At 50.6% G+C, this 12317-nt stretch carries 14 protein-coding genes and 3 tRNA genes; 7 read left to right on the top strand and 10 right to left on the bottom strand.

What is annotated here, in order from left to right:
* Nucleotides 1-14 precede the first annotated feature (14 nt).
* From AAHF05_RS03050 to AAHF05_RS03025, 6 genes are all read right to left on the bottom strand, one after another.
* Nucleotides 15-176, bottom strand: coding sequence for a DUF1328 domain-containing protein (locus tag AAHF05_RS03050; RefSeq protein ID WP_032666762.1), 162 nt, complete (start codon nucleotides 174-176; stop codon nucleotides 15-17).
* Nucleotides 177-303: 127 nt separating this feature from the next.
* Entirely contained in the window at nucleotides 304-921 is a 618-nt protein-coding gene (osmY, locus tag AAHF05_RS03045) for a molecular chaperone OsmY (protein ID WP_028016591.1), read from the bottom strand.
* Nucleotides 922-1220: 299 nt separating this feature from the next.
* Nucleotides 1221-2810, bottom strand: coding sequence for a peptide chain release factor 3 (prfC, locus tag AAHF05_RS03040; RefSeq protein ID WP_028016590.1), 1590 nt, complete (start codon nucleotides 2808-2810; stop codon nucleotides 1221-1223).
* 92 nt (nucleotides 2811-2902) lie between these two features.
* The gene (gene yjjG, locus AAHF05_RS03035) at nucleotides 2903-3580 is read right to left on the bottom strand and encodes a pyrimidine 5'-nucleotidase (protein WP_049008467.1); all 678 of its coding nucleotides are present in this window, start codon (nucleotides 3578-3580) and stop codon (nucleotides 2903-2905) included.
* Nucleotides 3581-3599: 19 nt separating this feature from the next.
* The gene (gene rimI / locus AAHF05_RS03030) at nucleotides 3600-4043 is read right to left on the bottom strand and encodes a ribosomal protein S18-alanine N-acetyltransferase (protein ID WP_023334424.1); all 444 of its coding nucleotides are present in this window, start codon (nucleotides 4041-4043) and stop codon (nucleotides 3600-3602) included.
* A complete protein-coding gene (locus AAHF05_RS03025) occupies nucleotides 4012-4425 on the bottom strand; it encodes a DNA polymerase III subunit psi (RefSeq protein WP_049008470.1) in 414 nt (137 codons plus the stop codon). Before AAHF05_RS03025 ends, rimI begins: the two co-directional genes overlap by 32 nt.
* Before the next feature lie 102 nt (nucleotides 4426-4527).
* Here AAHF05_RS03025 and rsmC point away from each other — a divergent pair, with 102 nt between their 5' ends.
* From rsmC to AAHF05_RS03005, 4 genes are all read left to right on the top strand, one after another.
* Nucleotides 4528-5556 (top strand): 16S rRNA (guanine(1207)-N(2))-methyltransferase RsmC, encoded by a 1029-nt coding sequence (gene rsmC, locus AAHF05_RS03020; protein WP_028016587.1) that lies wholly within the window; start codon nucleotides 4528-4530, stop codon nucleotides 5554-5556.
* 172 nt (nucleotides 5557-5728) lie between these two features.
* Nucleotides 5729-5815, top strand: a tRNA-Leu gene (locus tag AAHF05_RS03015).
* A 28-nt stretch (nucleotides 5816-5843) separates the two neighbouring features.
* A tRNA-Leu gene (locus tag AAHF05_RS03010) sits at nucleotides 5844-5929 on the top strand.
* Nucleotides 5930-5962: 33 nt separating this feature from the next.
* Nucleotides 5963-6049: transfer RNA gene (locus tag AAHF05_RS03005), tRNA-Leu, on the top strand.
* Between the two features lie 39 nt (nucleotides 6050-6088).
* Here the strand turns inward: AAHF05_RS03005 and AAHF05_RS03000 are convergent.
* On the bottom strand, nucleotides 6089-6358 hold the full coding sequence (locus AAHF05_RS03000; protein ID WP_075204694.1) for a DUF1435 domain-containing protein: 270 nt from the start codon (nucleotides 6356-6358) through the stop codon (nucleotides 6089-6091).
* A 215-nt stretch (nucleotides 6359-6573) separates the two neighbouring features.
* On the opposite strand from AAHF05_RS03000, the gene AAHF05_RS02995 reads away from it, so the two are divergent.
* Complete coding sequence (locus tag AAHF05_RS02995) at nucleotides 6574-7638, top strand: GGDEF domain-containing protein (RefSeq protein ID WP_129323965.1); 1065 nt, start codon at nucleotides 6574-6576, stop codon at nucleotides 7636-7638.
* A 94-nt stretch (nucleotides 7639-7732) separates the two neighbouring features.
* Nucleotides 7733-8521 (top strand): siderophore-iron reductase FhuF, encoded by a 789-nt coding sequence (gene fhuF, locus AAHF05_RS02990; protein WP_108089529.1) that lies wholly within the window; start codon nucleotides 7733-7735, stop codon nucleotides 8519-8521.
* Between the two features lie 96 nt (nucleotides 8522-8617).
* Here fhuF and AAHF05_RS02985 read toward each other — a convergent pair whose 3' ends face one another.
* Nucleotides 8618-9964 (bottom strand): PTS sugar transporter subunit IIC, encoded by a 1347-nt coding sequence (locus tag AAHF05_RS02985; protein WP_028016583.1) that lies wholly within the window; start codon nucleotides 9962-9964, stop codon nucleotides 8618-8620.
* A 328-nt stretch (nucleotides 9965-10292) separates the two neighbouring features.
* Between AAHF05_RS02985 and AAHF05_RS02980 the strand changes: the two genes are divergently transcribed.
* A complete protein-coding gene (locus AAHF05_RS02980; protein WP_008502085.1) occupies nucleotides 10293-10751 on the top strand; it encodes a YbaK/EbsC family protein in 459 nt (152 codons plus the stop codon).
* A 36-nt stretch (nucleotides 10752-10787) separates the two neighbouring features.
* Here AAHF05_RS02980 and bglJ read toward each other — a convergent pair whose 3' ends face one another.
* Both bglJ and AAHF05_RS02970 read right to left on the bottom strand, forming a co-directional pair.
* Nucleotides 10788-11423 (bottom strand): DNA-binding transcriptional activator BglJ, encoded by a 636-nt coding sequence (bglJ, locus tag AAHF05_RS02975; protein WP_129323966.1) that lies wholly within the window; start codon nucleotides 11421-11423, stop codon nucleotides 10788-10790.
* The gene (locus AAHF05_RS02970; protein ID WP_028016581.1) at nucleotides 11420-12151 is read right to left on the bottom strand and encodes a LuxR C-terminal-related transcriptional regulator; all 732 of its coding nucleotides are present in this window, start codon (nucleotides 12149-12151) and stop codon (nucleotides 11420-11422) included. The genes bglJ and AAHF05_RS02970 overlap by 4 nt, the downstream gene beginning before the upstream one ends.
* Between the last annotated feature and the right edge of the window lie 166 nt (nucleotides 12152-12317).

Raw genomic sequence — 12317 nt, 5'->3', positions numbered from 1 at the left:
GAATATTGCATTTGCTACGGACGTCGACGTCCGGTAAACAGGCTGACCAGGAACAGAATAATACCGACGACAAAGACAACTTTTGCTGCCCATGCCGCAGTACCCGCCAGTCCACCAAAGCCCAATGCGGCGGCAATTAACGCGATAACCAGAAATATAATGCCCCAACGAAACATAAGCCTCTCCTTTACCATAGTTAATGTCGGCCGCTAAACGTGAGCGCTCAGGTCACTCACCGGCGTTTTCCAGAGTCGTTCTTATTTTCGCCCGCTGGTTTTAGCCAGACGGGCGAATGGTCCAGATTTACTTCGTTTTCAGATCGTTTTTAACGCTTTTCACGCCATCAATCGCTTTCGCGATGGACTCGGCACGTTCACTTTGCGCCTGCGAATCTACCGTACCGGAGAGCTGAACCACACCATCGGTGGTTTCCACTTTCACCTTACGGGACGGCACAATATCATCTGCTAAAAGTTTAGCTTTGATTTCGCTAGTGGTGGCTGCATCACCGGCATAACCTTTCACCGACGCGTTTTTGCTGTCACGTACGTGCAGCTTATCGCTGACGGACGCAACGCCTTCGACGCCTTTCGCCACTTTCACCGCCTGTTCGGCCTGAGCCTGGCTTTCAACAAAGCCGCTCAGCGTGACCACTTTCTTGTCGGTCTTAACGGAAATATCGGTGCTCTTAATGGCTTCATCATCCACCAGTGCGGCTTTCACTTTTGCTGTGATTGAGCTGTCATCCATGAAATTGCCGACTTTATTCATAGAGCTATCGATTTTTTGCCCTGCGGTATCGGCCGTGGACTGTGCTTTATCCATGGTGCTGCTTTCCGCCAGAGCGGAACCGCTCACCAGAACGCTACCCAGGGTTACAGCCAGCAGAGTTTTCGAAATCTTCAGTCTTGTCATATTCATCGATCTATTCCTGTGTTTACCCGTTATTCGGGCTACATACTTCCTTAGTAGTTTTATATATTGCGAATAAACGCACGGGCAAAATGGATAACCTAAAGTCATGCATTGAACAGTTAATTTATCCACGCCCGGCGTTAAACACTGAGTTAAATATAGATCATTCTCACAGAGCCGCTTTCAGAATTGGGTAAAAAACGCGCGAATAGCGTGAAATTGCGTTGAATTAAGAACATTCCGCAAGGGATTAATAAGACAGGAATTAAAGAAGAGCACGGCGGCAGCCGTGCTCTGAGAGGGGATTAGTGTTCGCGGGTTTTGCGGAACTGAACATCAGGATAGCGTTCCTGAGTCAGGTTCAGGTTAACCATGGTTGGGGCGATGTACGTCAGGTTATCGCCACCATCGAGCGCCAGCTGAATTTCGTTCTTACGCTTAAATTCTTCGAATTTCTTCACGTCAGAACACTCAACCCAGCGCGCGGTCGCCACGTTCACCGATTCGTAAATCGCTTCCACGTTGTATTCGCTCTTAAGACGAGCCACCACCACGTCAAACTGCAACACACCCACCGCGCCAACGATCAGATCGTTGTTTGCGATTGGGCGGAACACCTGTACCGCGCCCTCTTCGGAAAGCTGTACCAAGCCTTTCAGCAGCTGTTTCTGCTTCAGCGGATCGCGCAGACGAATACGGCGGAACAGCTCCGGTGCGAAGTTCGGGATACCGGTGAACTTCATCATTTCGCCCTGGGTGAAGGTATCACCGATCTGGATGGTGCCATGGTTGTGGAGACCGATGATGTCGCCCGGGTACGCCTCTTCAACGTGCGAACGGTCGCCCGCCATAAAGGTCAGCGCATCGGAGATCACCACGTCTTTACCGATACGCACCTGGCGCAGCTTCATGCCCTTTTCATACTTACCGGACACCACGCGCATAAAGGCCACGCGGTCGCGGTGTTTCGGGTCCATGTTGGCCTGAATTTTAAATACGAAACCGGTGAATTTCTCTTCCTGCGCTTCCACTTCACGGGTGTCGGTTTTACGTGGCATCGGCTGCGGCGCCCACTCCACCAGACCGTCAAGCATGTGGTCAACGCCGAAGTTACCCAGCGCGGTACCAAAGAATACCGGCGTGATTTCACCGCTCAGGAACAGCTCTTTGTCGAACTCGTGAGACGCGCCTTTCACCAGCTCCAGCTCGTCGCGCAGCTGTGCGGCCAACTCTTCACCTACCGCCGTATCCAGATCCGGGTTATCCAGACCTTTCACGATGCGCACTTCCTGGATAGTGTGGCCTTTACCGGTCTGATACAGGTAAGTTTCGTCTTTATAAAGGTGGTAAACCCCTTTGAACAACTTGCCACAGCCGATTGGCCAGGTGATTGGTGCACAGGCGATTTTCAGCTCGTTTTCCACTTCATCCATCAGCTCCATCGGATCACGGATGTCACGGTCGAGTTTGTTCATGAAGGTGAGGATCGGCGTATCGCGCAGACGGGTCACTTCCATCAGCTTACGGGTCCTGTCTTCTACACCTTTTGCGGCGTCGATCACCATCAGACAGCAGTCAACCGCCGTCAGCGTACGGTAGGTATCTTCGGAGAAGTCTTCGTGCCCCGGGGTGTCCAGCAGGTTCACCAGGCAGTTGTGATACGGGAACTGCATCACGGAGGTGGTAATCGAAATACCACGCTGCTTTTCCATCTCCATCCAGTCGGATTTCGCATGCTGGCTGGAACCACGGCCTTTAACCGTACCGGCAGTCTGAATCGCCTGTCCGAACAGCAGCACCTTTTCGGTGATGGTCGTTTTACCGGCATCCGGGTGCGAGATAATGGCAAAAGTGCGGCGCTTGGCCACCTCTTGCAGATAAGGAGACAACGTCATAATCAAATCTTCTTATATAAGCGCGGCAGCACGCCGCGCATCATGGAATACGAAAAATGCGGCTATTTTACCCATCAATGGGGGGCAGGCAATCATTGTTTACACAGGAGTTGCTCCAGTTCGTTCAACGACGTCACGGTCCAGGTCGGTTCGATACCTTCAGGCTTCACGCGACCGTGCGCATTCAGCCAGACGGTCGATAAGCCCGAGTTCATGCCACCCAGAATATCCGACTCAGCGGTGTCCCCTATCATCAGTACCCGTTCACGGTCAGGATTACCTGCCTGCGCCAGCGCGTAATCAAAAATACGCGGATCGGGTTTTGGTACGCCCACTTCTTCTGAAATCACCAGCGCATCGAAATGATCGCGCAGGCCGGTACGTTCAAGACGGATTTGCTGTAATGCGGTAAACCCGTTGGTAATGATGCCCAGTTTCGCCTTGCCTTTCAGAGAATCAAGCAGGGAAACCGCGCCCGGCAGCGGCGCGCAGATATCGGCCATCGCATTCAGGAAGGCATCGTTCAGCGTCCCCGGACTCACCTTTAAACGTTCCGCCCAGACGTCAAAACGCTGATGCTGAAGTTGTAACGCGGTGATGGCACCGTTCTGGTAATCCACCCACAGCGGTTTATTCACCGCCTGATAGTCCTGAAAATCCTCAGCGGTGAAGGTTACGCTATAGTCGAGAAACATCCGCTGTAGACCACCGAACGCGTCGAACGTAAACAGCGTTTCGTCGGCATCAAAGAAAATCCAGTCCCATTTCATCGTTACAACCTTATTTTCGTTATCCAATCGGCAGAGCCATTATGATGGCGTCTTCACGTCCCTCTGCGGTGGGGTAGTAGTTACGGCGGATTGTCGCCTCATTAAAGCCTAAGCTTTCATAGAGCGCGATGGCGGCGACGTTCGATGCGCGCACTTCCAGCCACAGGGTGAAAACGTCACGGGTTTCGAGCTCACGGATGAGGTGCTCAAGCAGTTCTCTTCCCAGCCCACGACGCTGAAACGCAGGATCAACCGCGATATTAAACAGCGTCGCTTCATCAAGAACAACCTGCGTAATCGCGAAGGCGGCCATGGTACCGTCAACGTCCAGGCGGTAATTCAGATACCGCTCGCCCTGATTGCTGGCGAAGGTTTTTTCGCTCCACGGAAACGCGTGGGCGCGTGTTTCAATCGCAAACGCTGTGGTCAGGTCAGGCGTCGTGAGGGAAGAAATCGTGTTCATATTCGCAGATTTGTTGCCATAGCGCGCAACGCGCTTTTGGGTTGGCTTTCAGTTCGTCCAGCGCTGGCGAGCAGATCTGGCTCCCCTGTAGGGGGATTTCGTTTGTCTCTCCGATACGCCAGCTGTTACAGCGGCTATCAGGAGGAAGCATCGCGACCCGTTCTGGCGTCAGCTGTAAAACCTGGTCGGCCGTCAGCTTCAGGCTGCGAAGGACATCACCGATCAGGGGTTCATTCAGGGCAGGCAGTTCTTCCGCCACCATCACCAGGCGAACGTGCGCCGGGATGGAGATGGCGATTTCGCCCTGCAACGCCGTCGGGCGACGCAAAGCCCACTGGGTGATGCCCAGTTGCTGCAACTGCCAGTCTCGTCGGGATGTCATAGGGAAAACTCCTGTCTCTCAGGCGCGCAAATATAGCAAATGTGTCGAAAGTGCGCCATCTACCTACTATAATCCCCGCCTGAGTTTATTGAGGAACAATTCATGTCTGCATTTACCCCGGCAAGTGAAGTCTTGCTGCGTCACAGTGATGATTTCGAAGAAAGCCGTATTCTGTTTGCCGGAGATATGCAGGATGACCTGCCCGCACGTTTCGAATGTGCTGAAAGCCGAGCCCACACCCAATATTATCACCACTGGCAGGTCCTGAGCCGCCAGATGGGCGAGCGCGCGCGCTTTAGCCTGGTCGCAGAGCAGAGCGATATCGCTGACTGCGATACGCTGATTTACTACTGGCCGAAGAATAAACCGGAAGCCCAGTTCCAGCTGATGAACCTGCTCTCCCTGCTGCCGGTCGGCTGCGATATTTTTGTGGTAGGTGAAAACCGCAGCGGCGTGCGTAGCGCTGAACAGATGCTGGAAGGCTACGCGCCGCTGAATAAAGTCGACAGCGCTCGCCGCTGTGGTCTGTACCATGGCCGTCTGGAAAAACAGACTTCGTTTGATGCACAAGCTTACTGGGACGAGTATCAGCTTGACGGTCTGACCATCAAAACCCTGCCGGGCGTGTTCAGCCGTGACGCGCTGGATACGGGTAGCAAACTGCTGCTCTCCACCCTGACGCCGCACACCAAAGGTAAAGTGCTGGACGTGGGCTGTGGCGCGGGGGTACTTTCAACAGTTCTTGCCAGCCATTCGCCAAAAGTGCGTTTAACCCTGTGTGATGTGAGCGCGCCAGCGGTAGAAGCCAGTCGCGCAACGCTTGCCGCAAACGGAATCGAAGGAGAAGTGATTGCCAGTAACGTCTTCTCCGACATTACGGGTCGTTTCGACATGATTATCTCCAACCCGCCGTTCCATGATGGCATGGAGACCAGCCTTGAAGCCGCGCAAACGCTGATCCGTGGCGCAGTTCGTCACCTTAACAGCGGTGGAGAGCTGCGCATCGTGGCTAACGCCTTCCTGGCGTACCCGAAAGTGCTGGACGAAACCTTCGGCTTCCATGAAGTGATCGCTCAGACCGGTCGCTTTAAGGTTTACCGCACCGTGATGACGCGTCAGGCCAAAAAATAATCTCTAATCCTGTAGGCCGGAGAAGCGCAAGCGCTATCCGGCTCCACATGGCATCACCATCGGCCATTTTTCCAGCAATCAAGGTGTCGCGCGCACTTTTCTGTTGACGTAAAGCTGAAAACATCTAGAATGCGCCTCCGTGGTTACGATACTTTTACAGTATCGATGGTATGCGAAGGTGGCGGAATTGGTAGACGCGCTAGCTTCAGGTGTTAGTGTCCTTACGGATGTGGGGGTTCGAGTCCCCCCCCTCGCACCATAAATCACGTTGATATTGCTCGCACTGGGCGAAGGTGGCGGAATTGGTAGACGCGCTAGCTTCAGGTGTTAGTGTCCTTAGGATGTGGGGGTTCGAGTCCCCCCCCTCGCACCAACGAGGCGATATCAAAAATAGTAAGATGACTGTGCGAAGGTGGCGGAATTGGTAGACGCGCTAGCTTCAGGTGTTAGTGTCCTTACGGATGTGGGGGTTCGAGTCCCCCCCCTCGCACCAATTATCTTACAGCCCTTCTGAAGTTCTTCTTTTTTTCTGTTATTTCAAACTCATCAGTATCACCAGAATTCCACTAACCAGTGCAACGCACGATGGCAGTAGAACAAAGTGGCGTAACTGCTTATGCCATATCATTCCTGACGTGACTAATAATCCTGACACAATGATGGCTTTCCAGACATTGATGGAGAGATCGGCAAACATCAAACCGCCGAGAATCACTCCCGGCAGTAATACACCCCAACCACTTCCCAGCGCTCTGTTCAACATGACTCGCCCTCTCACAGTGATAATGATAACCAATATCATATGAAATAAATTATCATTTGTCAGCATAGCGAATCAAAAACCATCGACCTTTACCTTTCCCATAATGACAGGAATTGCCTAAGGTGATAAATTGCACACCTGTTAACTACACCTAAAGATTTTCTGATAATTATTCTTTGAGTTTTTTACTTTTTTAATTGCGACACCACACCTATTTATTTGTTTTAATTAAATTTTAATAAAAACGTACTACTATGACATCACAATCCTGGCGGTCTTTGGTTCACAGAAAATATCAATTATCGTTACGTTTATTTTTATTCCTGAACGCAACATCAGCCGTGTTCTCGGTAACAAATCCACTTAATTCTGTGCGCGTGTTCTCTTTCCCTCTGATTGCTATTTTCTCCATCAGCACTGGCCTGCTCGCGTGGCACTGGAAGAAGAGGACACGGAAGATCAATATTCCTGTTATTTCAGGGATTTTCGGTATTTTGTGGGCCTGGCAAATTATCTCAAAATTTTCACTAATTACTCACGACCATATGACGTATTTGATAATAGCGCTATTAACGGTGCTTTTTATCGGTACGCTGGCATTTGCCAGTAATATTGTGGCATTCATACTGCACTCATTACCCACCTTTATTGTCTGCCTGTGGTTAGGGAACCACGATATATGGCTGAGAATAGCCTATTCTTTCGCACTTCCTGTGGTGGCAATTGCTATTCATAACATTTTGCAAAGACGTAACGATCGCTTTGCTCAGGAGCTGCTCTCTCGCTTACTGGAAGAACGGGAAACCCTCACCGATCTCAGCATGATGGATCCCCTTACCGGACTCTATAATCGTCGCGGCCTGCAAAGCCGTCTGGAGAACTTGCCAGCGGTTGAAAACGGCGAACACTTTGTCCTGCTGATGGATATCGACCACTTCAAGGCCTATAACGACCACTACGGCCATATGATGGGCGATCAGGCATTGAAACGCGTCTCTGCGGCAATTCGCGACGCCGTGCGTTCTCGCGATATTGTGGCGCGCTTTGGTGGGGAAGAGTTTATGGTGCTGCTGACCAATATTTCACTCGAACATGCCCGCCAGACGGCAGAGCGGATCCGTCAGAAAGTCTACGATTTGAAAATCCCGCATCTGTTCAACGAAAGCGTTGCGACAAATGTCACCATCAGCATTGGTATTGCTATTTTCGAGGATGAAGACGTGGAAGGCGCACTGGAAAAAGCGGACAAAGCTCTCTACGAAGCCAAGCATATGGGACGCAATAATATTCTGCTTAGTGAAGGCCTTCAGTCGGCTTAAGCACGAGGTCGTTTAACCAGGACAAAAGTCTTGCCATTGGTTTGAGCAATAGTTAGGATTGGCAATCATTATCATTTAGATTTCTATCCATACTATGGCCACTCAGACCGCACACATTGCTGAACCACTCCTCTGGCGAGCCCCCCTCGCCAGCGGGAATGCTTCGCTTGCGGATGCCATACGGGATAAGATTGCGAAAACTCGTGCTCATCTGCTGGACTTTATCCGGCTTGATGAAGCGCACCCGCAGCACGCCATGACGCTTGCTGAGTGGCGGCAACCAGCCCAACTGCAATCATTGCTGGCCACCTATTCCGACCATATCTATCGTCATCAACCCACCCTTAAGCGGGAAAATAAACCCCTGCTCTCTCTCTGGGCGCAGTGGTATATCGGGCTGATGGTGCCTCCCCTCATGCTGGCGCTGTTAACGCAAAAGAGCATGCTGGAACTCTCGCCGGATAATTTCCATGTCGAGTTTCACGAAACCGGGCGTGCAGCCTGTTTCTGGATTGATCTCCACGAAGACCAGGCCGCAGAGCCACTTTCTGCTCAGGAGCGTATGGAGCAGCTTATCACTCAGGCTCTGATTCCGGTGGTTAATGCCCTTGAAGAGACGGGTGAGATTAACGGGAAACTTATCTGGAATAATACCGGGTATTTAATCCACTGGTATTTAACGGAAATGAAGCCTCTGCTTGGTGATGAGATCGTTGATGCCCTGCGTCAGTCCTGTTTCTTTGCAAAACAACTTTCTGATGGCAGTGAAAACCCGTTATTCCGTTCCGTAGTTCTCCGTGACGGACTTCTGGTTCGTCGCACCTGCTGCCAGCGCTATCGCCTGCCGGACGTTAAGCAGTGCGGAGATTGCACGCTGAAATAGTGCACTGAATTGCCCGGTGGCGCTTCGCTTACCGGGCCTACAAAAACCTCAACTCGTAGGCCGGGTAAGGCGTAGCCGCCACCCGGCACAACGCTTTTAAGCCACCTGCTGATTTTCCTCTTCCGCGTTACGCTGCGCTTCCTCGGCTTCCTGCTCCAGCAGCTGCTTCTCGTAAACTTTGAAGAATGGGAAGTAAATTATTGCTGATACGCAGGCCAGAACAACGACCAGAATGGCTGCGCGGAAATCCCAGCCAAGGGCCCATGCGGCACCAATCGGAGCGGGTGCCGTCCAGGGCACGACTGAAATGACACGGCCAATCAGATCAAATGACATCGCCGCCCAGGCCAGCACGGCGTTCACCATGGGTGCCAACAGGAACGGAATAAAGAACACTGGGTTCATCACAATCGGCGTACCGAAAATGACAGGTTCGTTAATGTTAAAGAAGCTTGGTACCACGCTTAAACGCCCAATAGAGCGTAAATGTGCTGAACGACTGCGCAGATAGCAAATCACCAGTCCCATTGTGGCTCCCGACCCGCCAATCACGATAAAGAACGTCCAGAATGCTTCCATAAAAATATGCGGCAGAGGCTGACTGGCAGCCAGCGCAGTCTGGTTAGCCCCCAGGTTAGTCAACCAGAACATCTGTAACATCCCGGAGACAATGGCGGCTCCGTGGATCCCGGCGAACCAGAGCAAATGACCAATCAACACAGCTAACAGAATCGCAGGCAGCGAGTCCGCAGCAGAAACCAAAGGCTTAAAGACTGACATAATCGCCTGCGGGATCAGCATGTCAAACTGAGACTGAATAATCAGGCTCAGCGGATAGAGCGTCAACACCACAACCAGCACCGGGATCAGCAGGTCGAAAGAGTTTTTGATCATCGGGGGAACCTGGTCTGGCAGGCGAATACCAATGTTATGCGCTTTAAGGAAACGCATCATCTCAACGCAGTAAATAGCCACCAGAATCGCGGTAAAGATGCCCGTCCCGCCCAGGCTGTCCACAGGAAGTGTGCCTTTGGTTTTAGGTGCTGCGACCAGGAGAAACGCCATCAGCGACAGCATGGCACACATAAATGGGTCTAACTGATGCGATTTGACATAGTGTTTGCCAAGGTTATAGGCAATGGCCGCACAGATATAAATGGACATAATACCCATTGTCATATCAAACGGCGTCAGGATCTGGCCTTCAAATTGCTTCGCCATATCCAACCAGGCGCGCGCAAAACCCCAGGTGGTATCAGGCGAAAACGGTGGGTAAGCGAACACTAACAAAAATGAGCCCACAATCATAAATGGCATCGCGGAGATGAATCCATCACGAATAGCCATGACATGACGCTGGGAAGAGATGCGCCCGGCAATTGGGCTAACGTAATTTTCAACAAAACGGAATATCAGGTTAAACGCAGCATGGTTGGCAGACATGGCAGATCTCCTGTCAGACGTTTGTTACGGGCACATTCGTGCCACACGTTGTTCCATAAATCAGCTTCACAACCTTGCTGGCTTGTGTACCAGCGTTACTGCTCAGACTAAATGGTTTCATAATTTGCTCTTATTATTGGATACAGGGAACGTTACGTACTCAGTATTAATCTACGCACCACGCTCTGCAACCGGTTACTGTAACCGGTTTCTGTGATTGTGAAGATGATCCAGAAATCAGCTATATGGGGTATTTGTTACTTAAGAGATATTTACAGAGCATAAATTCTTATGACAGATTACGCAGGATATTTGTCAGGAGGAAACAATGAGTTTGCAGTCTGTACAGCAGTTTTTTGCCGACAACGCTCCGGATATAGACGTTATTGAATTGAGTCAGAGTACCGCTACCGTTGCACTCGCTGCAGCCGCCCATCGCGTTGAGCCGGGACAAATTGCTAAAACCCTGTCATTGAAGGTGAAAAACGAGGTGATTCTGGTGGTAGCGAAAGGCGATGCGCGCCTGGATAACAAAAAGCTAAAAGACACCTTTGGTGCAAAAGCACGCATGCTCAGCAGTGATGAAGTAGTGACCATAACAGGTCATCCTGTTGGTGGTGTTTGTCCGTTCGGGCTGGAAAACCCGCTTGCGGTTTACTGTGATATTTCCTTAAAGCAGTACGCTGAAGTACTCCCTGCCGCTGGCGCGATCCACAGTGCCGTACGTATTTCACCTGACAGGATGGCAGAGCTAACATCTGCAAAATGGGTTGATGTATGCATCTGATTGATGCGCCAGAGAGTATCTGGCGCACAAGGCAGGTTATAAAAATGTGGGTTTGCTGAGTGCAGGATTAAGCGGTTCTCGTGCCGGGAGATGCGTAAGAATATCCGCTGCATCAAGCAGCCCTACGTCAGAACTCACTCCCAACTTCGCCATCGCATTAAACTTATGTGCCCGGATAGTTTTAATATTGCGTTCAAGCTGTGCGGCGATTTCGGGAATGGAATACCCGCAAGACATATAACGCAAAATGGCCCGCTCCGTGGGGCTTAACATCCTGTTTTGACTCCGATACCAGTGGTTCAGCATATTGTCATTGATGCGCAGCGTTTCACCCAACAACACCACGAGCTCCTTCTGCAAGTGCTCAAGTGTTAATGATTTACTGACCACTCCGTGAAGACGTGAAGGTGATAGATGGCTAATTAACCGTGCTTCCATCTCATCAGACGCCAGAATAATGCGTTGAATATGGCTATGGGTAAATGCGAGATCCCGCACGTGCGCCAGGCAATTACGACGCTCTTCTCGCGCATCGGAAAGTGAATAGATCAGCGAAAAAAAATTGGTCTGATGAAGTGCCTTCTTAAAGCCCTCAAATCCACTAAATAAGTGCAACTGATAATGGTTAAGGGTGGGCATAGCAAAAAGATGCTGTAGCCCAACAGCACTCATTGAACAATTTTCGATAATGGCGATGTGTCTTGTTGAATCGGTTTTTTCCATTCCTCGAACTCTCCATAGGCTGAGATTAAACTCAGCTCTCTCATTCCCTGTGTACTACTGATCCAGGCATACATATCGGCGTTAGACCGCAACGACAGCCGTCGCATCGCACTGTTTTTCTGCGCACTTATCGTTTTATTGCTCTTCTTGAGCAAGGTGGCAATTTGATTAATCCCCCATCCCTTACCTAACAAACGTAATACTTTGCGTTCAGAGTGCGTGAGCGCAATAACGTGTTCATCTTCAACACTCTGAGGTTCTGGTATTAATAACGTCTGGCTTATCCGTTCAGCACGCTCACTCCCGGCCCGGATGGCATTAATCACGCCGTCGATGGGTTCCATATCGGAAAGCAGCGTGCTTTCTGGTCGCATAAGCAACTCAACCGCTATCGGGTACAGCGGTCGGGAGACTAAGAAGATCCAGTGTATTTCACGGTATTGGTTCAATAAGCTGTAGTACTCTTCGAGCGAGCCCCGGGGGTTTCTGTATTCACCTGAAATATCGGCAATAATTACATCTGCACTGCGTAACTGAAGCAGCGTTAGCTCCTGCAGTGAGCGGCAAAAGGTCAATTCAAAATCGGGGAAGTGACGTGCCATAACGCCTGCAAACCCTTTTTGCATCACGGGTATCCGGCTTATGACTACGCAATGTTTACCATGTAATGACAACATAGACCCTCCGTGTCCATTTTTCATTTGATGAGTAACGTTAATACGCATCAACGTAATAAGTATTTTCGTCCCTGAGTGTAAAACAGATTAATACAAGCAGAAGATGAGATATGTTTCTGATTTAAGAAATGCCTAAAACAGAGATAATATCTCATAAAGTGCAAGA

The organism is Enterobacter adelaidei, assembly GCF_041937165.1.
Classification (GTDB): domain Bacteria; phylum Pseudomonadota; class Gammaproteobacteria; order Enterobacterales; family Enterobacteriaceae; genus Enterobacter; species Enterobacter adelaidei.
Note: the sequence above shows the minus strand (reverse complement) of the source record. Positions and strands in the feature narration are given on the sequence as shown.

Coding starts and splice junctions, on each gene's coding strand:
- prfC (WP_028016590.1), bottom strand. CDS start 2,810: ATGACGTTGTCTCCTTATCTGCAAGAGGTGGCCAAGCGCCGCACTTTT.
- AAHF05_RS02980 (WP_008502085.1), top strand. CDS start 10,293: ATGAGTTTGCAGTCTGTACAGCAGTTTTTTGCCGACAACGCTCCGGAT.
- AAHF05_RS02970 (WP_028016581.1), bottom strand. CDS start 12,151: ATGTTGTCATTACATGGTAAACATTGCGTAGTCATAAGCCGGATACCC.
- AAHF05_RS03025 (WP_049008470.1), bottom strand. CDS start 4,425: ATGACATCCCGACGAGACTGGCAGTTGCAGCAACTGGGCATCACCCAG.
- rsmC (WP_028016587.1), top strand. CDS start 4,528: ATGTCTGCATTTACCCCGGCAAGTGAAGTCTTGCTGCGTCACAGTGAT.
- fhuF (WP_108089529.1), top strand. CDS start 7,733: ATGGCCACTCAGACCGCACACATTGCTGAACCACTCCTCTGGCGAGCC.
- AAHF05_RS03000 (WP_075204694.1), bottom strand. CDS start 6,358: ATGATATTGGTTATCATTATCACTGTGAGAGGGCGAGTCATGTTGAAC.
- yjjG (WP_049008467.1), bottom strand. CDS start 3,580: ATGAAATGGGACTGGATTTTCTTTGATGCCGACGAAACGCTGTTTACG.
- rimI (WP_023334424.1), bottom strand. CDS start 4,043: ATGAACACGATTTCTTCCCTCACGACGCCTGACCTGACCACAGCGTTT.
- AAHF05_RS02985 (WP_028016583.1), bottom strand. CDS start 9,964: ATGTCTGCCAACCATGCTGCGTTTAACCTGATATTCCGTTTTGTTGAA.
- AAHF05_RS03050 (WP_032666762.1), bottom strand. CDS start 176: ATGTTTCGTTGGGGCATTATATTTCTGGTTATCGCGTTAATTGCCGCC.
- bglJ (WP_129323966.1), bottom strand. CDS start 11,423: ATGAGTGCTGTTGGGCTACAGCATCTTTTTGCTATGCCCACCCTTAAC.
- osmY (WP_028016591.1), bottom strand. CDS start 921: ATGAATATGACAAGACTGAAGATTTCGAAAACTCTGCTGGCTGTAACC.
- AAHF05_RS02995 (WP_129323965.1), top strand. CDS start 6,574: ATGACATCACAATCCTGGCGGTCTTTGGTTCACAGAAAATATCAATTA.